A 22207-nucleotide genomic window follows, 5' to 3' on the forward strand; every position below is an offset into this window, starting at 1 on the left:
GAGGAGGCCTTGCGGCGGTATTGATGCGACATAGGATCGCAGCCAGCCTGCGATTCACCATAACGATAAGAAATCGAGCGCCTGACTGATGAATATCCTGTACGACGAACGCGTCGACGGTGCGCTGCCCAAGGTTGACAAGGCCGCCCTGCTGGCCGAGCTGCAAGCGCAGCTGCCCGACCTCGACCTGTTGCACCGTGCCGAAGAGCTGACGCCCTATGAATGCGACGGGCTTTCGGCCTACCGCACCCGGCCGCTGCTGGTCGCGCTGCCCGAGCGGCTCGACCAGGTCCGGACTCTGCTCAAGATCTGCCACCAGCGTGGCGTGCCGGTCGTGGCGCGCGGCGCCGGCACCGGCCTGTCCGGCGGGGCGCTGCCCCTGGAACAGGGCGTGCTGCTGGTGATGGCGCGCTTCAACAAGATCCTCGAGATCGATCCGGCGGCCCGTTTCGCCCGGGTCCAGCCCGGTGTGCGCAACCTGGCGATTTCCCAGGCCGCGGCGCCCCATGACCTCTACTACGCACCGGACCCGTCTTCGCAGATCGCCTGCTCGATCGGCGGCAACGTGGCCGAGAACGCCGGCGGCGTGCATTGCCTGAAGTACGGGCTGACCGTGCACAACCTGCTCAAGGTCGAGATCCTCACCGTCGAAGGCGAGCCACTGACGCTCGGGTCCGATGCGCTGGACAGCCCCGGATTCGATCTGCTGGCGTTGTTCACCGGTTCCGAAGGGATGCTCGGCGTGGTCACCGAGGTGACCGTCAAGCTGCTGCCCAAGCCGCAGGTCGCCAAGGTCCTGCTGGCCAGCTTCGACTCGGTGGAAAAGGCCGGTCGCGCGGTGGGCGACATCATCGCCGCCGGCATCATCCCGGGCGGCCTGGAAATGATGGACAACCTGTCGATCCGCGCCGCCGAGGATTTCATCCGGGCCGGCTATCCGGTCGACGCCGAAGCGATCCTGCTGTGCGAGCTCGACGGCGTCGAAGCCGACGTGCACGCCGACTGCGCGCGGGTCAGCGAGGTCCTGACGCTGGCCGGTGCCACCGAAGTGCGTCAGGCCCGCGACGAGGCCGAGCGGGTGAAGTTCTGGGCCGGACGCAAGAACGCCTTCCCGGCGGTGGGGCGCATCTCGCCGGATTACTACTGCATGGACGGCACCATTCCCCGCCGCGAGCTGCCCGGCGTGCTCAAGGGCATCGCCGATCTGTCCGACGAATACGGGCTGCGCGTGGCCAACGTGTTCCACGCCGGCGACGGCAACATGCACCCGCTGATCCTCTTCGATGCCAACACCCCCGGCGAGCTGGAGCGCGCCGAGGCGCTCGGCGGCAAGATCCTCGAACTCTGCGTCAAGGTCGGCGGCTCGATTACCGGCGAACACGGCGTGGGGCGCGAGAAGATCAACCAGATGTGCGCCCAGTTCAACAGCGACGAGCTGACCCTGTTCCACGCGGTCAAGGCCGCCTTCGATCCGAGCGGCCTGCTCAATCCCGGCAAGAACATCCCGACCCTGCACCGCTGCGCCGAATTCGGCGGCATGCACGTGCATGGTGGGCAGCTGCCCTTCCCTGAACTGGAGCGTTTCTGATGACCGTATCGTTCGACGACAGCGCGCGCCTGCTCGAGCAGGTCAATCACGCGCTTGCCAGCGGGGCGGCGCTGCGCATCCAGGGCGGCGGCAGCAAGGCGTTTCTCGGCCGCACGGTCGAGGGCGAGCTGCTCGATACCCGTGGCCACCGCGGTATCGTCAGCTACGACCCCACCGAGCTGGTGGTCAGCGTCCGTGCCGGCACGCCGCTGGCCGAGCTCGAGGCGGCACTGGACGAAGCGGGGCAGATGCTGCCTTGCGAGCCGCCGCACCTGGGCGAAGGCGCCACCGTCGGTGGCATGATCGCCGCCGGGCTTTCCGGCCCGCGCCGGCCCTGGTGTGGTTCGGTACGCGATTTCGTGCTCGGCAGCCGGGTCATCACCGGCCACGGCAAGCACCTGCGCTTCGGTGGCGAGGTGATGAAGAACGTCGCCGGCTACGACCTGTCGCGGCTGATGGCCGGCAGTTTCGGTTGCCTGGGGCTGATCACCGAGGTGTCGCTCAAGGTGCTGCCCAAGCCGCGCGAGTGCCTGAGCCTGCGGGTGCCGATGAGCCAGGATCGCGCCCTGCTCAAGCTGGCCGAATGGGGCCAGCAGCCGGTGCCGATCAGCGGCGCGAGCCACGACGGCGAGGCCCTTTACCTGCGGCTCGAAGGCGGGGAAGGCTCGGTGAAGGCGGCGCGTGACCGCATCGGCGGCGACGAGCTCGATCCGGGCTACTGGGCCGCGTTGCGTGACCAGCAGCTGGATTTCTTCAGGGATCGGCGGCCGCTGTGGCGGCTGTCGCTGCCCAACAACGTATCGGTGCTGGCGCTGCCGGGCGAGCAGCTGGTGGACTGGGCCGGTGCCCAGCGCTGGCTCAAGTCCGACGCCGATGCCGCCAGCATCCGCGCCATCGTCAGCGAGGTGGGCGGCCACGCCACCTGCTTCAGCGCGGGGGTGGCCGACAGTCCGTTCCAGCCGCTGGAGGCCGGACTGCTGCGCTACCACCGCCAGCTCAAGTCGCAACTCGATCCGAACGGGGTGTTCAACCCCGGCCGCATGTACGCCGAGGTTTAAGCTGTGCAAACCAATTTGAGTGAAGAGGCCAAGCGCCTGCCGCGCGCCGAGGAAGCCGAGCGGATCCTGCGCTCCTGCGTGCACTGCGGGTTCTGCAATGCCACCTGCCCGACCTACCAGATTCTCGGGGACGAGCTCGACGGCCCGCGCGGCCGCATCTACCAGATGAAGCAGGCGCTCGAAGGCGCGCCGATATCGCCGGCGACGCAAGAGCATCTGGACCGCTGCCTGACCTGCCGCAACTGCGAAACCACCTGCCCCTCCGGCGTGCAGTACCACAACCTGCTGGACATCGGCCGCGACTTCATCGAGCGCAAGATCCCGCGCCCGCTGGGCGAGCGTGCCCTGCGCGCCGGCCTGCGCACCCTGATGCCGCGTCCGGCGCTGTTCAAGGTGGCGCTCGGCGCCGGCCAGGCGTTCCGGCCGTTCCTGCCTGCCACGATCAAGGCCAAGCTGCCGCGCGACATCACGCCGGCCAAGGCGCGTCCGCCGGTGCAGCACGCACGGCGCGTGCTGATTCTCGAAGGCTGCGTGCAGCCGGGCCTGTCGCCGAACACCAACGCGGCGACCGCGCGGGTGCTCGATCGCCTCGGCATCAGCGTCACGCCGGTGCGCGAGGCCGGTTGCTGCGGCGCGGTGGATTATCACCTCAATGCCCAGGAAGCCGGTCTGGACCGCGCCCGGCGCAACATCGACGCCTGGTGGCCGCAGATCGAGGCGGGTGCCGAGGCGATCGTGCAGACCGCCAGCGGCTGCGGTGCCTTCGTCAAGGAATACGGCCACCTGCTGGCGGGCGATCCGGCCTATGCCAGCAAGGCGAGCCGGGTCAGCGCCCTGGCCAAGGACCTGGTGGAGGTCATGCGCGAGGCGCCGCTGGAGAACCTGAACGTGCGCAGCGACTTGCGCATGGCGTTCCACTGCCCCTGCACCCTGCAGCACGCCCAGAAGCTCGGCGGCGCGGTCGAAAGCGTGCTCACCCGGCTCGGCTTCCACCTCACCGCGGTGCCCGACGCGCATCTGTGCTGCGGCTCGGCCGGTACCTACTCGATCACCCAGCCGGCGCTGTCCAAGGAGCTGCGCGACAACAAGCTCAACGCCCTGGAAAGCGGCCAGCCCGAAGTCATCGTGACCGCCAACATCGGCTGTCAGACCCACCTCGACGGCGCCGGCCGCACGCCGGTCCGGCACTGGATCGAGGTGGTCGAAGAAGCCATGGCCTAATCAACGGCGTGGCGAGCAGGTAGGATGATCAACCCCGGTCGCCGGCGAACTCGGCGCCGACCGAATCGAAGAACGAATAAAAGGAGAGAGACATGCAGAGCAAAGCCGTACTGACCCAGACCGAAGTTGGCCAGATCCTGGCCGCGGCGCGCGCGGAAGCGCAGAACAACCAGTGGGCCGTGACCATCGCCGTGGTCGACGATGGCGGCCACCCGCTGGCGCTGGAACGTCTGGACGGCTGCGCCCCGATCGGTGCCTACATCGCCACCGAGAAGGCGCGCTCCGCGGCCCTCGGTCGTCGTGAGACCAAGGGCTACGAGGACATGGTCAACGGCGGGCGCAGCGCGTTCCTGTCGGCGCCCGTGGTCTGCTCGCTCGAAGGCGGCGTGCCGGTGATCGTGGACGGCCAGGTGATCGGCGCGGTCGGCGTGTCCGGCGTCAAGGCCGACCAGGATGCCCAGGTCGCCAAGGCCGGCGTCCAGGCGCTTTGAACTGAAAACCACGGGCGCGAGGCGCCCGCATGCGAACCCATCGGCTGAACCCCTGTCCGAGCGGCAGACGGAGACAATGACAATGACCGAGCGCGTAACCTGCAACCGCCTGCAAGTGGCGACCAATCTCAAGCAGTTCGTCGACCAGGAAGTCCTGCCGGGCCTGGACCTGGACAGCGCCGCCTTCTGGAGCGGGCTGGACACCCTGGTGCACGACCTGGCGCCGAAGAACCGCGACCTGCTGGCCGAGCGTGACCGCCTGCAGACCGAACTGGACAACTGGCACCGTGCCAATCCCGGCCCGATCGCCGACATGCCGGCGTATCGGCAGTTCCTCGAGTCGATCGGCTACCTGCAGCCCGATCCGGGCACCGTGCAGGCCGATACGGCTAACGTCGACAGCGAGATCTCCCAGCAGGCCGGCCCGCAGCTGGTGGTGCCGGTGATGAACGCGCGCTATGCGCTCAACGCCGCCAACGCGCGCTGGGGCTCGCTGTATGACGCGCTGTACGGCACCGACGCCATCAGCGAAGAGGGCGGCGCGCAGAAGGGCCCGGGCTACAACGAAGTACGCGGCGCCAAGGTCATCGCCTTCGCCCGCAACGTGCTCGATCAGGCCGCGCCGCTGGCGCAGGGCTCGCATGTCGACTCGGTCAGCTACCGCGTCCAGGACGGCCAGCTGCAGGTCACCCTGGAGAACGGCACCGTCACCGGCCTGGCGCAGCCGGAGAAGTTCGTCGGCTATCAGGGCGAGGCCCTGGAGCCCAAGGCCGTGCTGCTGAAGAACAACGGCCTGCACATCGAAATCCAGATCGACCCGAACAGCCCGATCGGGCAGAGCGACCCGGCGGGCGTCAAGGACCTGCTGATGGAAGCGGCGCTGTCGACCATCCTCGACTGCGAGGACTCGGTCGCCGCGGTCGATGCCGACGACAAGGTGGTGGTCTACCGCAACTGGCTCGGCCTGATGAAGGGCGACCTAACCGAGGAAGTGAGCAAGGGCGGCGGCAGCTTCACCCGCCGGCTCAACCCGGACCGCGAGTACACCGCGGCCGCCGGCGGCAGCCTCAAGCTGCACGGCCGTTCGCTGCTGTTCATCCGCAACGTCGGCCACCTGATGACCAACCCGGCCGTGCTCGACGGCGAAGGCCGCGAAGTGCCAGAAGGCATCCTCGACGGCGTGTTCACCAGCCTGATCGCCAAGCACGACCTCAAGCGCCAGGGCAACTCGCGCACCGGCAGCGTCTACATCGTCAAGCCGAAGATGCACGGGCCGAAGGAAGTCGCCTTCGCCGACGAACTGTTCGGCCGCGTCGAGGACCTCATCGGCCTGCCGCGCAACACCCTGAAGATGGGCATCATGGACGAGGAGCGGCGCACCAGCGTCAACCTCAAGGCCTGCATCGGCGCAGCGAAGAGCCGCGTCGCCTTCATCAACACCGGCTTCCTCGACCGCACCGGCGACGAGATGCACACCGCCATGGAAGCCGGCCCGATGCTGCGCAAGGGCGACATGAAGAGCACGCCGTGGATTCAGGCCTACGAGCGCAACAACGTGCTGGTCGGCCTGGCCTGCGGCCTGCGTGGCAAGGCGCAGATCGGCAAGGGCATGTGGGCCATGCCGGACCTGATGGCGGCCATGCTCGAGCAGAAGATCGGCCATCCCAAGGCCGGTGCCAACACCGCCTGGGTTCCGTCGCCCACCGCGGCGACCCTGCATGCGCTGCATTATCACCAGGTCAGTGTCCAGGCCATTCAGCAGGAGCTGGAGGCTGTCGACCTGTCCGCCGAGCGTGACAAGCTGCTCGACGCCCTGCTGACCGTGCCGGTGGCCGTCGAGCGCAACTGGAGCGACGACGCCATCCAGCAGGAGCTGGACAACAACTGCCAGGGCATCCTCGGCTACGTGGTGCGCTGGGTCGAGCAGGGCGTCGGCTGCTCCAAGGTGCCGGACATCCACAACGTCGGGCTGATGGAAGACCGCGCCACGCTGCGTATTTCCAGCCAGCACCTGGCCAACTGGCTGCACCATGGCGTGGTCACCCGCGAGCGGGTGCAGGAGACCCTGGAGCGCATGGCCAAGGTGGTAGACGGGCAGAACGCGGGCGATCCGCTGTATCGTCCGATGGCGGCCGATTACACTCGGTCGATCGCCTTCAAGGCGGCCTGCGATCTGGTCTTCAAGGGGCGCGAACAACCGAGCGGTTACACCGAGCCGTTGCTGCATCAGTGGAGGCTGACCTTCAAGCAGGGCTAAGCGCCCGCAGCGGTAGACAGTGAAATGAAAAGCCCCGGTCGCCTCAGGCACCGGGGCTTACGAGCATTGGCGCAGGCCCTTTCGACGCGCGGGGCCGGCGTCTTCGGGAACGGTGCCGCAGACGCGCCGTCCCATGCGGGGACCGGGCATGCCCGGACAATAAGAAGTGGTTCACAAAAACAATACAGGGACCCAACATGAGTCAAACGCTGCTGTCCATTCTGGCCTTCGTGCCACTGGTACTGGCGGGTGTGCTACTGATCGGCTTTCGCTGGCCGGCCAAGTTCGCAATGCCGCTGGTTTTCGTCCTCACCGCACTGATCGGCCTGCTGGCCTGGGACATGACGCTCAACCGCGTCATCGCCTCGACGCTGCAGGGCCTGATTCTCACCGCCTCGATCCTCTGGATCATCTTTGGCGCCATCCTCCTTCTCAACACCCTCAAGCATTCGGGCGGCATCGCCTCGATCCGCCGGGGCTTCGCCAACGTCAGCCCGGATAAACGGGTACAGGTGCTGATCGTCGCCTGGCTGTTCGGCTGCTTCATCGAAGGGGCCTCGGGCTTCGGTACACCCGCCGCGGTCGTCGCGCCGCTGCTGGTGGCGCTCGGCTTCCCGGCCCTGGCCGCGGTCGTGCTGGGGATGATGGTGCAATCCACGCCGGTGTCCTTCGGCGCGGTGGGCACACCGATCCTGGTGGGCGTCGGGGGCGGCCTCGACCAGGCGGGCATCGGCGCGCAGCTGGCGACGGTGGGCAGCAACTGGGACGTGTTCTTCCACCTGATCTTCTCGCGGGTGGCGATCATCCATGCGCTGTGCGGCATCCTCATGCCGCTGATCATGCTCAGCATCATGACCCGCTACTTCGGTCGCAACCACTCCTGGAGCGAAGGTCTGAAAATGGCGCCGTTCGCCATCTTCACCGGGTTCGCCTTCGTCATTCCCTATGCGCTGGCGGGCGTCTTCCTCGGGCCTGAATTCCCGGCGATGATCGGTGCGCTGGTGGGCCTGGCGATCGTGGTACCGGCAGCCAAGGCAGGCTTCATGCTGCCCAAGGACAGCTGGGACTTCGCGCCGCCGAGCGAGTGGCCGGCCGAGTGGATGGGCAAGATCGAAATGAAGATCGAGGACGTCGCCGGTCGTGCGCCGATCTCCGTCCCCCTGGCCTGGGCGCCCTACCTGCTGCTCGCGGTGTTCCTGGTGATCTCGCGTACCTTCCCGCAGGTCAAGGCCTCGCTCATGTCGCTGAGCTTCGGCTGGCGCGACATCCTCGGCGAGACCGGTGTCTCGGGCACCCTCGAGCCGCTGTACCTGCCGGGGGGCATCCTCTGCATGGTCGTGCTGGTGACCTTCTTCCTGCACCGGATGAAGGCGGCGCAGCTGGTGGCCGCGGTCTCCGAATCGAGCAAGACGCTGCTCGGCGCCGGCTTTGTGCTGATCTTCACCATCCCGATGGTGCGGATTCTGATCAACTCCGGCGTCAACGGCTCCGACCTGGTGTCGATGCCGGTGGCCATGGCGCAGCTGGTGGCCAACAGCGTCGGCAACGTCTATCCGTTCTTCGCGCCTGCGGTCGGTGCCCTGGGCGCCTTCATCGCCGGTTCCAACACGGTGGCCAACCTGATGCTGTCGCAGTTCCAGTTCAACACCGCCGGCCTGCTCGGGTTGTCCGGTGCGCTGATGGTGGCGCTGCAGTCGGTGGGCGCCGCAGCCGGCAACATGATCGCGATCCACAACGTGGTAGCCGCTTCGGCGACCGTCGGCCTGCTCGGTCGTGAAGGGGTGACCCTGCGCAAGACCATGCTGCCGACGCTGTACTACCTCGTGCTGGCCGGCACCATCGGCCTGATCGGGTTCTACGTCATGGGCATCAGCGATCCGTTGGTGGGCGTCGCCCGCTGAGGATGCGCGTTCCAAACGACGGGCGGCCTTGGCCGCCCGTTGCTTTTCCAGCGTTTGGCGCCGCGCCGCTTTTGGTATAGGTTGCGGCGCAGTCGACACATTCTCCGAGGTCATCGATGAAAAAGTGGCAATGCGTGGTATGCGGTTTGATCTATGACGAAGCCCTGGGCTGGCCGGACGACGGGATCGCGCCGGGTACCCGCTGGGAAGACGTGCCCGCGGACTGGCTCTGCCCGGATTGCGGGGTCGGCAAGCTCGACTTCGAGATGATCGAAATCAGCTGATCCACGTCCACCCTGAAGGAGCGAAACCATGACCGACCCCGTCGTCATCATCGGTACCGGCCTGGCCGGCTACAACCTGGCCCGTGAGCTGCGCAAGCTCGACAGCACCACGCCGCTGCTGCTGATCACCGCCGACGACGGTCGCTCCTATTCCAAGCCGATGCTGTCCACCGGCTTCGGCAAGAACAAGGATGCCGCCGGCCTGGGGATGGCGACGGCCGGTGCGATGGCCGAGCAACTGAATGCGGAAATCCGCACCCATACCCGTGTCACCCGCATCGAGCCGGCGGCGCGGCGGGTCTGGATCGGCGAGGAGCCGGTGCCCTATCGCGATCTGGTGCTTGCCTGGGGCGCGCAGACGCTGCGCGTGCCGGTGGAAGGCGATGCGCAGGAGGCGATCTTTCCGATCAATGATCTGCTCGACTACGGCCGGTTCCGCGTCGCCGCCGAGGGCAAGCGGCGGGTGCTGATCCTCGGCGCCGGGCTGATCGGCTGTGAATTCGCCAATGACCTCTTGCTCGGCGGCTACACGGTGGAGCTGGTCGCGCCCTGCGAGCAGATCATGCCCGGCCTGCTGCCGGTGGAGGCCGCCAGGGCCGTGCAGGGCGGTCTCGAGGCGCTGGGCGCACGGTTTCACCTGGGGCCGGTGTTGAGCCGCCTGGACCGGGCCGGGGAGGGCCTGACGGCCACGCTGTCCGACGGCAGCAGCCTGCCCTGCGACCTGGTGGTCAGCGCGGTGGGCCTGCGCCCGCGCACCGAGCTGGCGGCCGAGGCGGGTCTGGAGGTCGCGCGCGGCGTGGTGGTCGATAGGCTGCTGCAGACGTCGCAGCCCAACGTCTATGCCCTGGGCGACTGCGCCGAGGTCGAAGGGCTAAACCTGCTCTACGTGATGCCGCTGATGAGCGGCGCGCGGGCGTTGGCACAGACGCTGGCGGGCACCCCGACGATGGTCAGCTACGGCCCGATGCCGATCACCGTCAAGACGCCGGCCTGCCCGCTGGTGGTCTCGCCGCCCGCGACCGGCAGCCAGGGGCAATGGCAGGTCGAAGGGGAGGGCGCGGACATCCGCGCGCTGTTCCGCGATGCCGAAGGACGGCTGCTCGGCTATGCCCTGACCGGGGCGACGGTGGCCGAGCGATTGGCCCTGAACAAGCAGCTTCCGCCCGTGCTGGCGGATCTGCCGCACGTTCTGTCGCACACGCCGTCGGCTTGATCGCAAAACCCGTGAGCGGCACTGGCGCGGCTCCGGAGCGCATGCCATTCTCCTTCTGTCTGCCCAGCTAGAGCTGTCGCAGCGCCTTCGCTGTTCTGGATAACAGCGGGACACAACAACAAAAACGTCTTAAAGAGGCTTCCAATGCGTAAACCGGAACTCGCCGCGGCCATCGCGGAAAAGGCTGACCTCACCAAGGATCAGGCCAATCGCGTCCTCAACGCCGTTCTCGATGAAATCATCAATGCCCTGAACCGCAAGGACAGTGTCACCCTGGTCGGTTTCGGCACCTTCGTGCAGCGCCACCGTGGTGCGCGCAACGGCAAGAACCCGCAGACGGGCGAGCCGGTGACGATCAAGGCGAGCAACACGGTCGCGTTCAAGCCGGGCAAGTCCCTCAAGGACGCCATCAACTGACTCGAAGCCATCCGGGACCGAATGGCTCCGGATGGTCACTCGGTGAATGCGCGGCCTGATGTAGTTCCTGGCGCAACCCGATACACTGCGCGCCGTTCCCCATCAACCGAGACCGCGCATGAAATTCCGCCTCCTCCTGTGGATGCTGGGCCGCCTCATGGCCAAGGCCAGCCGCACCAATCCCGAATTCCAGCAACAACTCGCCGGCAAGGACCTGACCTTTCAGCTGCATAGCCTCGACGGCAAGGTCTCGCGCTATTTCGTGGTCAAGGATCAGCGCATCTCCAGCCATGGCGGCAGCGTCGCCGAGCCGGCTTTCGCCATCGGCTTCAAGGACAGTGCCTACGGCTACGCCACCCTGACCGCCAAGAACAAGCAGCTGGCGTTCATGCAGGGCATCCAGAACAAGGACATCCAGATCCAGGGCAACCCGGCGCTGGTGGTCTGGTTCCAGGGCCTGACCAAGTACCTGAAACCCAGGAAGAAGAAACCAACGCAGCCGGCGTCGTCGGTCTAGCGTCCATTGCCCTATAGCGGCGACTCGCGGGTGGACAGCTCCGAATCGGAGTCGTGCCCTTCGCGGTCGGGGGCACCGCGATTCATTCGAAACCACCCCATCTGCGCGCCGGGCCGGTGCCTCGCATGCAGCAGGCGCGTCAGGCCGGATCACCGGCGGCCGCCCCGTCGCGCTCGCGCCAGGCGCGTGCCTCTTGCAGGAGCCAGTCGCGGAAGGCGTTGAGCGCCGCCGATTCGACCTTGCGTTCCGGAATCATCAGGTAGTACGCCTGGGTCTCGCTACGGCAGGCGTGGGGGTGCGCGATCACCAGCCGACCCTCGGTGAGTTCCCGCTGAATCAGGAATGGCGGGATCAGCGCCACGCCCATGCCGTGCTCGGCGGCCTGGGCCAGCATCGAAAACAGCTCCAGGCGCGGGCCCGTCATGTCCCGGGCGACCTTCATTCCCAGCGAATCGAACCAGTGCCGCCAGGCATAGGGACGCGTCGTCTGCTGCAAAAGTGGCATCTCGGCAATGGCCCGGTGGCTCAGCTGGCCGGCCCCGGCGAGCAGGGCCGGGCTGCACACCGGCAGTGAATGCTCCGGCATCAGCGGGTGGGCGACGGTACCCGACCACTCGCCGTCGCCGAAATACACGGCGGCGTCGAAGTCGGTGTCGGCGAACAGGAATGGCCGGGTGCGGTTGGTCAGGTTGACGGTGATCTGCGGGTGCAGCGCCTGGAAGTGCCTGAGGCGCGGCAGCAGCCACTGGGTGCCGAACGTGGGCACGACCGCCAACTCGATGCCCGTCGCGCCCTGCTGGGCCATCACCGACAGGGTATCGCGCTCGACCGCGTCGAGCTGTGCCGCGACCCGGCGGCTGTAAGACTCGCCGGCCTCGGTGAGCTTCACGCCGCGCCGCGAGCGGCGAAACAGCTCGGTGCCGAGGAAGGCCTCCAGCGAGGCGATCTGGCGGCACACCGCGCCCTGGGTCAGCGCCAGCTCCTCGGCGGCGCGGGTGAAGCTCTGGTGGCGAGCGGAGGCCTCGAAGGCGATCAGCGCGGCGGTGCTGGGGATCTTGCGACGCATGCGCAGGCCTCACAGATTCAGGGTCGGCAGAAGCGACCGATCTTGCTCGGAGTGAGTAAATTGCACAATAGGCTGCGAAATCCTCGTTTGCTCCGCCGCGCCGATGGACCTAGCCTCGACGTAACGCCCACCTACAAGAACTCGAGGGACCCCATGGCCGGCAACGCACGTTTCAACTGGATCGACCCGCTTCTGCTCGACGAACAGCTCACCGACGAAGAGCGCATGGTGCAGCGCAGCGCCGCGCAGTTCTGCGCCGACAAGCTGGCGCCGCGGGTGCTCGAAGCCTTCCGCCACGAGAAGACCGACCCGGCGATCTTTCGCGAGATGGGCGAGACCGGCCTGCTCGGCGCGACCATTCCGGTGGAGTACGGCGGCAGCGGGATGAACTACGTGTGCTACGGCCTGATCGCCCGCGAGGTCGAGCGCATCGACTCCGGCTACCGCTCGATGATGAGCGTGCAGTCCTCGCTGGTGATGGTGCCGATCCATGAGTTCGGCAACGAAGCGACCAAGCAGAAGTACCTGCCCAAGCTGGCCAGCGGCGAGTACATCGGCTGTTTCGGCCTGACCGAGCCCGACCACGGCTCCGACCCGGGCTCGATGGTCACCCGGGCGAAAAAGGTCGACGGTGGCTATCGCCTGTCCGGCGCCAAGATGTGGATCACCAACAGCCCGATCGCCGACGTCTTCGTGGTCTGGGCCAAGGACGACGAGGGCGCGATTCGCGGCTTCGTGCTGGAAAAGGGCTGGGAAGGCCTGTCCGCCCCGGCGATCCACGGCAAGGTCGGCCTGCGCGCCTCGATCACCGGCGAGATCGTGATGGACAACGTGTTCTGCCCCGAGGAGAACGCCTTCCCCGACGTGCGCGGCCTGAAGGGGCCGTTCACCTGCCTGAACTCCGCCCGCTACGGCATCAGCTGGGGCGCGCTGGGCGCGGCCGAGTTCTGCTGGCACACCGCCCGCCAGTACGTGCTCGACCGCCAGCAGTTCGGCCGTCCGCTGGCGGCCAACCAGCTGATCCAGAAGAAGCTCGCCGACATGCAGACCGAGATCACTCTGGCCCTGCAGGGTTGCCTGCGCCTGGGACGGATGAAGGACGAAGGCAGCGCGGCGGTGGAAATCACCTCGATCATGAAGCGCAACAGCTGCGGCAAGGCGCTCGACGTCGCGCGCATGGCCCGCGACATGATGGGCGGCAACGGCATCAGCGACGAATTCGGCGTCGCCCGCCACCTGGTCAACCTGGAGGTGGTGAACACCTACGAGGGCACCCACGACGTGCACGCGCTGATCCTCGGCCGTGCGCAGACGGGGATTCAGGCGTTTTTCTAAGCGGCGGTCCGTAGGGTGGATGACGCTTTCATCCACCGTTGGCCACGCAAGGTGGATGGGTGAACCGTCATCCACCCTACGTTTTCGTCGCCGCCCCGTAGGCGGCACTCACATCCTGAGGCTTCATCATGCCCGGCGCCCTTTCCCACATCCGCGTCCTCGACCTCTCCCGCGTGCTCGCCGGGCCCTGGTGCGGGCAGATCCTCGCCGACCTCGGCGCCGAGGTGATCAAGGTCGAGCGGCCCGGTAGCGGCGACGACACCCGTCATTGGGGGCCGCCGTTCCTGCGGGGCGCCGACGGGCAGGAGACCCGCGAATCGGCCTACTTCCTCTCGGCCAACCGCAACAAGCAGTCGATCACGATCGACTTCACCCGGCCCGAGGGCCAGCGCCTGGTCCGCGAACTCGCCGCCCAGAGCGACGTGGTGCTGGAGAACTTCAAGGTCGGTGGCCTGGCCGCCTACGGCCTCGACTACGCCTCGCTGAAGGCGGTCAATCCGAAGCTGGTGTACTGCTCGATCACCGGTTTCGGCCAGCATGGGCCCTACGCCCAGCGCGCCGGCTACGACTTCATGATCCAGGCGCTCGGCGGGCTGATGAGCCTGACCGGGCGCGGCGAGGGCGAGGAGGGGGCCGGGCCGGTGAAGGTCGGCGTGGCGCTGACCGACATCCTCACCGGCCTGTACGCCACCGTGGCGGTGCTGGCGGCCCTCAACCACCGCGAGCAGAGCGGTATCGGCCAGCACATCGACATGGCCCTGCTCGACGTGCAGGTCGCCTGCCTGGCCAACCAGGCGATGAACTACCTGACCACCGGGGTGGCGCCCAGGCGCCTGGGCAACGCCCATCCGAACATCGTGCCCTACCAGGACTTTCCCACCGCCGACGGCGACCTGATCCTCACCATCGGCAACGATGGCCAGTTCCGCAAGTTCTGCGAGGTCGCCGGCAAGCCCGGATGGGCCGACGACCCGCGTTTCGCCACCAACCAGGCGCGGGTGGCGAATCGTGCCGAGCTGGTGCCGATGATCCGCCAGGTCACGGTGTTCCGTACCACCGCCGAGTGGGTCTCGGTACTGGAGCCGGCCGGCGTGCCCTGCGGGCCGATCAACGACCTGGCCCAGGTGTTCGCCGACCCGCAGGTGCTGGCGCGCGGCCTGAAGGTCGAGATGCCCCACCCCGTGGCCGGGAGCGTGCCGCAGGTCGCCAGCCCGATCCGCCTGTCCGAGACGCCGGTGCAGTACCGCCAGGCGCCGCCGCTGCTGGGCGAGCACACCGAGCGCGTGCTGCAGCGGGTGCTTGGCCTGGACATGGCCACGATCGGCGCGTTGCGCGACGAAGGGGTGGTGTAGCGGGCCGGGAGGAGGCGGCTCGCTGCGGATTCCGACTTCCGCGTGGTCGCTACGACGGCTGAACTCTGGAGGCCGTTGACCATTCTCATGTGCATATCGTCATCTCGATGGACACTGCACATGCCTACGCAACGCTACCGACTCGGCGGCCAGCTGGTCGCCCTCATCCTCCTGGCCCTGATGCTCGGCGGTTGCGGAATCAACAACATTCCGCGCTACGACGAGCAGGTCAAGTCAGCCTGGTCGCAGGTGGAAAACCAGTACCAGCGCCGCGCCGACCTGATCCCCAACCTGGTGGAAACCGTCAAGGGCTTCGCCCAGCAGGAGCAGGAAACCCTCACGGCGGTGATCGAGGCGCGGTCGCGGGCGACCTCCATCCAGGTCGACGCCGCCACGCTGGACGATCCGCAGCAGCTGCAGCGCTTCCAGGAGGCGCAGAACCAGCTGACCGGCGCGTTGAGCCGACTGATGGCGGTCTCCGAGCGTTATCCGGAGCTCAAGTCCAACCAGAACTTCCTGGCGCTGCAGTCGCAGCTCGAGGGCACCGAAAACCGCATCGCCGTGGCGCGGCGCGATTTCATCACCGCGGTGGAGCGTTACAACACCGAGATCCGCACATTCCCGGGGCGTCTCTGGCACACGTTGATGTACAGCGACATGCCGCTGCGTGAGAACTTCGAGGCGACGGCCGAGAACGCCGAGCAAGCGCCGCAAGTGCAGTTCTGATGCGTCGAACCCTCACCCTCGGCATCGTTCTGCTGGTCGCCTGGGCGGCGAGCGCGCTGGCCCAGGAGACCGGCCTGCCGGCGCTGACCGGTCGGGTCGTCGACCAGGCCGAGTTGCTCGACGCCCAGACCGAGGCGCGCCTGACTCAGATGCTGGCCGCTCACGAGCAGGCCACCTCCGAACAGGTGGTGGTGGTTACCGTGCCGGATCTGGGCGGGCGCAGCATCGAGGACTTCGGTGTCGCGCTGGGGCGGAAGTGGGGGATCGGCCAGGCCGGCGAAGACAACGGCGCGCTGCTTATCGTCGCCCGCGATGACCGACGCATGCGCATCGAGGTCGGCTACGGCCTCGAAGACCGGCTGACCGACGCCCAGGCCTCGATCATCATCAACACCCTCATGGCGCCGGCCTTTCGCCAGGCCGACTTCGCCGGCGGCATCGTCGAGGGCACCGAGGCGATGATCCAGGTGCTGGGCGGCAACCCGCTGCAGCGCGCCGGGCACCTGCCGGTGCGCCAGGAGCCCGAAGCGCCGGTGGCGGGGCTGTTCTTCTTCCTGCTGCTGGTGGTGGCGTTTCTCATCGGCGGCGGGCGTGGTGGGCGTGGCGGCCGGGGCGGTGGTGGCCGGGCACTGCTGCTCGGGGCCTTGCTCGGCGGCATGAGTCGCGGCGCCGGAATGGGCGGTGGCGGTGGCTTCGGTGGGGGCGGTTTCGGCGGCGGAGGCGGTGGCTTCGGTGGCGGCGGCGCCTCGGGCGGATGGTAAGGACAAGGAACAGGCCATGACTCTACTGACAGAAAGCGAGCAGCGGCAGGTGGCCGAGGCCATCGACCGCATCGAGCTCGACACCGACGCCGAGGTGGTCACCGTGCTGGCCGCCCAGGCCGACGACTATCGTTACATCCCGCTGCTCTGGGCCAGCCTGCTGGCGCTGGTGGTGCCCGGTGCGCTGCTGTTCTTCACCGGCTGGGTCACGGCGCCGCACCTGCTGCTGGTGCAGTGGGCGAGCTTCATCGTGCTGGCGCTGCTGTTTCGCCTGCCGGGCCTGACCACCCGGCTGATACCGCGCCCGGTGCGCCACTGGCGTGCCTGCAACCTGGCGCGGCGGCAGTTCATCGAACTCAACCTGCACCACACCGAGGCCGACACCGGTGTGCTGATCTTCGTCTGCGAAGCCGAACGCTACGTGGAGATCCTCGTCGATCGCGGCATTTCCAGCCGTATCGACAACCAGGCTTGGGCGTCCATCGTCGAGGCCTTCACTGACCGCGTCCGGCAGGGCCAGACGCTGGAAGGCTTCCTCATCTGCATCGAGGCCTGCGGCGCCTTGCTCAAGGAGCACGTGCCGGCCACCCACACCCGCAACGAGCTGCCCAACCGCCTGGTGGTGCTGCCCTGAGGGTTACTTCTGCTCGCTCTGCGGGGCGACTCGCAGGACTTCCTCGACGGTGGTCAGCCCGGCGGCGATCTTCTGCGCGCCTGACAGCCGCAGGCTGCGCATGCCGTCCTTGAAGGCGTGTCGACGCAACGCGACGATGTCGGTATCGGCGCTGATCAGCGGCTTGATCGCATCGTTGAGCAGCATGATCTCGTACACCCCGGCGCGCCCGCGATAGCCCGTGTCGCGGCATTCCAGGCAGCCGACCGCCTGCTGCGCGGTGGTCGGCAGCGGCGCGTTCCAAGGCTTGGTCAGAGCCTGCCAGTCGTCCTCGTCGATCTCGACCGGCGCCTTGCAGTGCGGGCAGAGGGTGCGCACCAGGCGCTGCGCCATCACGCCCAGCAGGGTGGCCTTGAGCAGGTAGTGCGGCACGCCCAGTTCCAGCAGGCGGGTGATGGCGCTCGGGGCGTCGTTGGTGTGCAGCGTCGAGAGCACCAGGTGGCCGGTGAGCGCGGCCTGGATCGCCATCTCGGCGGTCTCCAGGTCGCGGATCTCGCCGACCATGATGATGTCCGGGTCCTGGCGCATCAGGGCGCGCACGCCGCTGGCGAAGGTCAGGTCGATGTTGTGCTGCACCTGCATCTGGTTGAAGGCCCCTTCGATCATCTCGATCGGGTCCTCGATGGTGCAGACGTTCACCTCGGGCGTGGCCAGCTGCTTGAGGGTGGTGTAGAGCGTGGTGGTCTTGCCCGAGCCGGTCGGGCCGGTTACCAGGATGATGCCGTTGGGCTGGCCGGTCATGCTCTTCCAGCGGCGCAGGTCGTCGGCCGAGAAGCCCAACTGGTCGAAGCTCTTGAGCAGCACCTCCGGGTCGAAGATCCGCATCACCATCTTCTCGCCGAACGCGGTGGGCAGCGTCGACAGGCGCAGCTCCACCTCGCCGCCGTCCGGGGTCTTGGTCTTGACCCGGCCGTCCTGCGGCTTGCGCTTCTCGGCGACGTTCATCCGCCCGAGCGACTTGAGGCGGCTGACCACCGCCATGGTGACCTGGGGCGGGAACTGGTAGACGTTGTGCAGCACGCCGTCGATGCGAAAGCGTACCGAACCCTGCTCGCGGCGCGGCTCGATGTGGATATCGCTGGCGCGCTGCTGGAAGGCGTACTGGAACAGCCAGTCGACGATGTTGACGATATGCGAGTCGTTGGCGTCCGGCTCCTGGTCGCTGGCGCCGAGGTTGAGCAGCTGCTCGAAGTTGCCCACGCCGCTGATCTTCTGGTCATGGGCGGTGGCGCCGCTGACCGACTTGGCCAGGCGATAGAACTCCACGGTGAAGCGCTGGATGTCCGCCGGGTTGGCCACCACGCGCTTGATCGGCCGCTTGAGCACATGGACCAGGTTGGCTTCCCAGGCCTGCACGTAGGGCTGGGCGCTGGCGATGGTGACCGCCTCGTTTGTCGCCGCCACGGCGAGAATCTTGTGCCGCTGGGCAAAGGCGTAGGACATCAGCGGCGTGACCGCGGCCACGTCGATCTTCAGCGGGTCGATGCGCAGGTAGGGTTGTCCGGCCTTGTCGGCCAGCCACTGGGTCAGGGTTTCCAGGTCGAGCTGCTTGCCCGGGCGCTTCTGGTCGCCGATCTGCTGCGCCGCGAGAAACTCCAGCGGGTGCTGCTGGGTGTTCAGGCTGCTGCGGCGGATGGCCAGGCACTGCTCGGCGGTGTCCTGGTCGAGGTGGCCCTGGCTGACCAGTTCGCGCAGCACGTCGTTGAGGTCGAGCCAGCGGTCGGCGGCGGGGGAGGCTAGGGCGGACATCGAAACTCCTTGGATGGCGAGGGCGGCTGCCGTGCATCCTGGCGTTCGGCGCCGCCGGCCATCAGCTTAACGGGTGAGCGCCTTCCACGCCTTGAGCGTCCACACAGTATGGGCCTGCTCGGCGCGGGCACCGAGGGTCTCTTCGCTGCGCGGCAGGACGGCCAGGGCATGCAGCTTGGCCAGCTCGCCATACAGGCGGTCGACCTCGGGCAGCTCCAGCACCGGCCGCGCCAGGCGCAGCCAGACCAGCAGCCGCTCCATGCGCGGCAGCTGCTCGTCGAGGTCCTCGGGTTGCTGCTTGTAGCGCGGCAGTTGCAGGGCCTCGGCTTCTTCGCCGAGCTGGCGCGGCAACCACTTGCCCAGTTGCGCGGCGCCCTGGCGGTTGCCACGCTCGTTGCGGCCTTGCGTCCAGCCGCGTTGCAACAGCCAGCGCGAGGCGTTGAGGGAGAACAGCCCCCAGCGGATCTGGCCCAGTTCGTCGGCGAAGCGCTGCGGCGCCGCCTGGCGTACGGTGCTGTCGTCCTGCCCGGCGTCCAGCTGCGGGCGCCAGTCGCCGATCAGCGCGTCGAGGGCTTCACGCAATTCCCGGCTGCTGGCCCGCGGCGCCGCCTGGCCGAGGCTGCCGAGCAGGGCGCGCAGGTCGACCAGCTGCTGCAGCCAGTCGCCCAGCAGGCTCCAGTGGCCATTGAAGCGGTACTGTTCGGCGAGCCGCTGGCTGTTGCCGAGCAGGTGCCAGCCCAGCGCCGCGACCGCGTCGTCCAGCGGCATCGCGGGGTCCAGTTGCGCCGCCGGCAGGGCGATGGCGTAGCTCTGCGGGTCGTGCAGACGGTAGCCGCGCTCGGCCTTGCTGATGTCGCAGGGCATCAGCGCAAGATCGGCGGCGAGCTCGGCCGCCAGTTCCAGCAGGGCCTCGGGCTCGCCCTGGCGCAGCTCCAGCTCCAGTTCGCAGATTTCCTCGGACTGCTTGCCGGCCGTCACCTTGCCGAGGTCCAGCGCCGCTTCCACGACGACCCGGGACTTGCCGCGCCCCCAGGCGATCTCGGCCTTCTCGCGGACGAAGTCGGTGGTGAAGATCGGCTTGAGGGTCTTCTTGTCCAGCGTCGCCAGGCTCGCCGGCCAGCAGTCATCGGTGAGCTTCTTCGGATCGAGCTTGGGCTTGTCCAGGTACCAGTCCCATTCGTTGCGTTCGGACAGGCCGGCCACGCTCTGGCCACGGCTCTTGAGGGTCTGGATGTGGGTGTCGCCGTCGCGCCGCAGACGCAGGGCGACCCTGGCCTGAGCAAGATCGCGTTGCGGCGTGTCGAAATACTGGTTGAACAGTTCGTGGCGCTGCCAGCCGCTCTTGTTGCGCTTCTTCAGCAGCGGATGCTCGCGCAGCGCCTGGAGGGTTTCGCGGCTGACGCGCAGCTTGATTTCGGTTTCTTTCTGCATGGTGCCCAGGGGGTGCCTATAGTTTGAAAGTGACAGCTTGATGACGCGTGGTGGCGGGCGTTCAAGCTCATCCGTATACTTGCCGCCTCTTTGAAACCGGGGTTTCCCTATGCCGATCAATCCCTTCGTCAGCCTGTTCGGACGCTCGCCCATCGGGCCGATGCAACAGCACATGACAAAGGCGCACGAGTGTGCAGCGAATCTGGTGCCGTTCTTCCAGGCTGCGATGGACGAGGACTGGGAGCGCGTCGAACAGATTCAGAAAGAGATGGCGCGGCTTGAAAACGAAGCCGACAAGCTCAAGAAGAGCGTACGCCAGCATCTGCCCAAAAGCCTGTTCCTGCCGGTCCCGCGCTCCGATCTGCTGGATCTGCTCAGTGTACAGGACAAAATTGCCAACCGCGCCAAGGACATCGCCGGCCTGATGCTGGGCCGCTGCATGACCGTGCCGCAGGGGCTGCAGCCCGAGATGCTGGCTTTCGTCCAGCGTTCGGTCGAGGCCAGCGCCCAGGCGCTCAAGGCCATGAAAGAGCTCGATTCGCTGCTGGAAACCGGTTTCAGCGGCCGCGAGGTCATTCTCGTCGAACAGATGGTGGAAGAGCTCGAGGAAATCGAGCGCGACACCGATCGCATGCAGGTCACGGTCCGCCGAGCCCTGTTCAAACTGGAAAAGGACCTTCCGCCAGTCGATGTGATGTTTCTCTACAAGATCATCGAATGGGTCGGGGACGTCGCCGATCGCGCCGAGCGCGTCGGCAACCGACTGGAACAATTGCTGGCGCGCTAGTCGCCAGCTTCCTTTCTGGGTCTACAGGTAGCTTTATGTCTCTTATTGCGGATTACGGTTTCGTACTCCTGATGCTCGCCTGCATCTTCGGTTTGTTCATGGCCTGGGGTGTGGGCGCCAACGACGTGGCCAATGCGATGGGTACGTCGGTGGGGTCGCGGGCACTGACCATCAAGCAGGCGATCATCGTTGCGATGATCTTCGAGTTCTGCGGTGCCTATCTGGCCGGTGGCGAAGTCACCGAGACGGTCAAGAGCGGCATCGTCGACGCCTCGGTGATTCCCCCCGAACTGATGGTGCTGGGCATGATGTCGGCGTTGCTGGCCGCCGGCACCTGGCTGCTGGTCGCCTCCACCCGCGGCTGGCCGGTTTCCACCACCCATTCGATCGTCGGCGCGGTGATCGGCTTCGCCGCTGTCGGTATCTCGGTCGATGCGGTGCACTGGAACAGCGTCGGGCCGATCGTCGCCAGTTGGGTCGTCTCCCCGGTGCTGTCCGGCGCCGTGGCCTTCGGCCTGTTCATCAGCGTGCAGAAGCTGATCATCGACACCGACAATCCGTTCCAGAACGCCAAGCGGTTCGTGCCGTTGTACATGTTCCTGACCGGCTTTATGGTCTCGATCATGACCCTCTCCAAGGGCCTCAAGCACATCGGGCTGGACCTCTCCACTCAGCAGAGCCTGCTGCTCTCGGTGGGCATCGGCGTGCTGGTGATGCTGATCGGCGTGGCCCTGCTCAGCCGCATCAAGGTGGACGTCGAGGCGGACAAGGCCTTCCACTTCTCCAGTGTGGAAAAGGTCTTCGCCGTCCTGATGATTTTCACCGCCTGTTCCATGGCCTTCGCCCATGGCTCCAACGACGTGGCCAACGCCGTCGGCCCGCTGGCCGCCATCGTCGGCGTGATCCAGGGCGGTGGCGAGATCGGCGCGCGTTCGGCGGTCCCGGGCTGGGTCCTGCTGCTCGGCGCGACCGGCATCGTCATCGGCCTGGCCACCTACGGCTACAAGGTGATCGCCACCATCGGCCGCGAGATCACCGAGCTCACCCCGAGCCGTGGCTTCGCCGCCGAACTGGCCACCGCGAGCACGGTGGTCGGCGCCTCGGCCATCGGCCTGCCGGTCTCCACCACCCACACCCTGGTCGGCGCGGTGCTCGGGGTGGGCATCGCGCGCGGTATCGGTGCGCTGAACCTGGGCGTGATCGGCTCGATCTTCATGTCCTGGATCATCACCCTGCCGGTCGGCGCCGGGCTGTCGATCCTCTACTTCCTGATCCTGCGCGCGATCTTCACCTGATCCTCCGGCGGTTGCCGCGCGCGCCACGCGCGGCAACCCGGACATCCGTTGTTGCCATCCTCTTGCCCATCGCGGACGGATCGCG

At 67.2% G+C, this 22207-nt stretch carries 20 protein-coding genes; 17 read left to right on the forward strand and 3 right to left on the reverse strand.

From position 1 onward, the window contains the following. The first annotated feature begins 88 nt into the window (after window positions 1–88). The 10 genes from glcD to DN824_RS00680 all read left to right on the forward strand — a co-directional run bounded on the left by glcD (window position 89) and on the right by DN824_RS00680 (window position 10947). Complete coding sequence (gene glcD, locus DN824_RS00635; protein ID WP_138406456.1) at window positions 89–1588, forward strand: glycolate oxidase subunit GlcD; 1500 nt, start codon at window positions 89–91, stop codon at window positions 1586–1588. Beyond that, on the forward strand, window positions 1588–2646 hold the full coding sequence (gene glcE / locus DN824_RS00640) for a glycolate oxidase subunit GlcE (protein WP_138406457.1): 1059 nt from the start codon (window positions 1588–1590) through the stop codon (window positions 2644–2646). The genes glcD and glcE overlap by 1 nt, the downstream gene beginning before the upstream one ends. Before the next feature lie 3 nt (window positions 2647–2649). After that, window positions 2650–3867, forward strand: coding sequence for a glycolate oxidase subunit GlcF (gene glcF / locus DN824_RS00645; RefSeq protein ID WP_138406458.1), 1218 nt, complete (start codon window positions 2650–2652; stop codon window positions 3865–3867). Window positions 3868–3959: 92 nt separating this feature from the next. Then, window positions 3960–4358 (forward strand): heme-binding protein, encoded by a 399-nt coding sequence (locus DN824_RS00650; RefSeq protein WP_138406459.1) that lies wholly within the window; start codon window positions 3960–3962, stop codon window positions 4356–4358. Window positions 4359–4440: 82 nt separating this feature from the next. After that, window positions 4441–6615, forward strand: coding sequence for a malate synthase G (locus DN824_RS00655; protein WP_138406460.1), 2175 nt, complete (start codon window positions 4441–4443; stop codon window positions 6613–6615). Window positions 6616–6812: 197 nt separating this feature from the next. Next, window positions 6813–8516, forward strand: coding sequence for an L-lactate permease (locus DN824_RS00660; protein WP_138406461.1), 1704 nt, complete (start codon window positions 6813–6815; stop codon window positions 8514–8516). A gap of 116 nt (window positions 8517–8632) precedes the next feature. Continuing rightward, complete coding sequence (locus DN824_RS00665) at window positions 8633–8800, forward strand: rubredoxin (RefSeq protein WP_138406462.1); 168 nt, start codon at window positions 8633–8635, stop codon at window positions 8798–8800. A gap of 28 nt (window positions 8801–8828) precedes the next feature. Beyond that, entirely contained in the window at window positions 8829–10013 is a 1185-nt protein-coding gene (locus DN824_RS00670) for an FAD-dependent oxidoreductase (protein ID WP_138406463.1), read from the forward strand. Window positions 10014–10157: 144 nt separating this feature from the next. Further along, complete coding sequence (locus tag DN824_RS00675; protein WP_138406464.1) at window positions 10158–10430, forward strand: HU family DNA-binding protein; 273 nt, start codon at window positions 10158–10160, stop codon at window positions 10428–10430. Between the two features lie 118 nt (window positions 10431–10548). After that, on the forward strand, window positions 10549–10947 hold the full coding sequence (locus tag DN824_RS00680) for an SCP2 sterol-binding domain-containing protein (protein ID WP_138406465.1): 399 nt from the start codon (window positions 10549–10551) through the stop codon (window positions 10945–10947). A 139-nt stretch (window positions 10948–11086) separates the two neighbouring features. Here the strand turns inward: DN824_RS00680 and DN824_RS00685 are convergent, their stop codons facing one another. Beyond that, a complete protein-coding gene (locus DN824_RS00685) occupies window positions 11087–12013 on the reverse strand; it encodes a LysR family transcriptional regulator (protein ID WP_138406466.1) in 927 nt (308 codons plus the stop codon). A gap of 153 nt (window positions 12014–12166) precedes the next feature. Here DN824_RS00685 and DN824_RS00690 point away from each other — a divergent pair, with 153 nt between their 5' ends. The 5 genes from DN824_RS00690 (at window position 12167) to DN824_RS00710 (ending at window position 16821) form a co-directional block, all read left to right on the forward strand. After that, entirely contained in the window at window positions 12167–13348 is a 1182-nt protein-coding gene (locus tag DN824_RS00690) for an acyl-CoA dehydrogenase (protein WP_138406467.1), read from the forward strand. Window positions 13349–13476: 128 nt separating this feature from the next. Then, a complete protein-coding gene (locus DN824_RS00695) occupies window positions 13477–14700 on the forward strand; it encodes a CaiB/BaiF CoA transferase family protein (RefSeq protein WP_138406468.1) in 1224 nt (407 codons plus the stop codon). A 120-nt stretch (window positions 14701–14820) separates the two neighbouring features. Further along, on the forward strand, window positions 14821–15426 hold the full coding sequence (locus DN824_RS00700; RefSeq protein ID WP_138406469.1) for a LemA family protein: 606 nt from the start codon (window positions 14821–14823) through the stop codon (window positions 15424–15426). Further along, on the forward strand, window positions 15426–16187 hold the full coding sequence (locus tag DN824_RS00705) for a TPM domain-containing protein (RefSeq protein WP_138406470.1): 762 nt from the start codon (window positions 15426–15428) through the stop codon (window positions 16185–16187). Before DN824_RS00700 ends, DN824_RS00705 begins: the two co-directional genes overlap by 1 nt. Before the next feature lie 16 nt (window positions 16188–16203). After that, a complete protein-coding gene (locus DN824_RS00710; protein ID WP_138406471.1) occupies window positions 16204–16821 on the forward strand; it encodes a TPM domain-containing protein in 618 nt (205 codons plus the stop codon). 3 nt (window positions 16822–16824) lie between these two features. Here the strand turns inward: DN824_RS00710 and tfpB are convergent, their stop codons facing one another. After that, window positions 16825–18609, reverse strand: coding sequence for a type IV pilus assembly ATPase TfpB (gene tfpB / locus DN824_RS00715; protein ID WP_138406472.1), 1785 nt, complete (start codon window positions 18607–18609; stop codon window positions 16825–16827). A gap of 66 nt (window positions 18610–18675) precedes the next feature. After that, entirely contained in the window at window positions 18676–20040 is a 1365-nt protein-coding gene (locus DN824_RS00720) for a CYTH domain-containing protein (protein WP_138406473.1), read from the reverse strand. A gap of 109 nt (window positions 20041–20149) precedes the next feature. Here DN824_RS00720 and DN824_RS00725 point away from each other — a divergent pair, with 109 nt between their 5' ends. Both DN824_RS00725 and DN824_RS00730 read left to right on the forward strand, forming a co-directional pair. After that, window positions 20150–20827 carry a TIGR00153 family protein gene (locus tag DN824_RS00725; RefSeq protein ID WP_138406474.1) on the forward strand — a complete coding sequence of 226 codons (678 nt, stop codon included), beginning with the start codon at window positions 20150–20152 and terminating at the stop codon, window positions 20825–20827. 35 nt (window positions 20828–20862) lie between these two features. Next, window positions 20863–22122 carry an inorganic phosphate transporter gene (locus DN824_RS00730; protein ID WP_138406475.1) on the forward strand — a complete coding sequence of 420 codons (1260 nt, stop codon included), beginning with the start codon at window positions 20863–20865 and terminating at the stop codon, window positions 22120–22122. Window positions 22123–22207: the final 85 nt, after the last annotated feature.

It is taken from the genome of Stutzerimonas nosocomialis (assembly GCF_005876855.1).
Classification (GTDB): domain Bacteria; phylum Pseudomonadota; class Gammaproteobacteria; order Pseudomonadales; family Pseudomonadaceae; genus Stutzerimonas; species Stutzerimonas nosocomialis.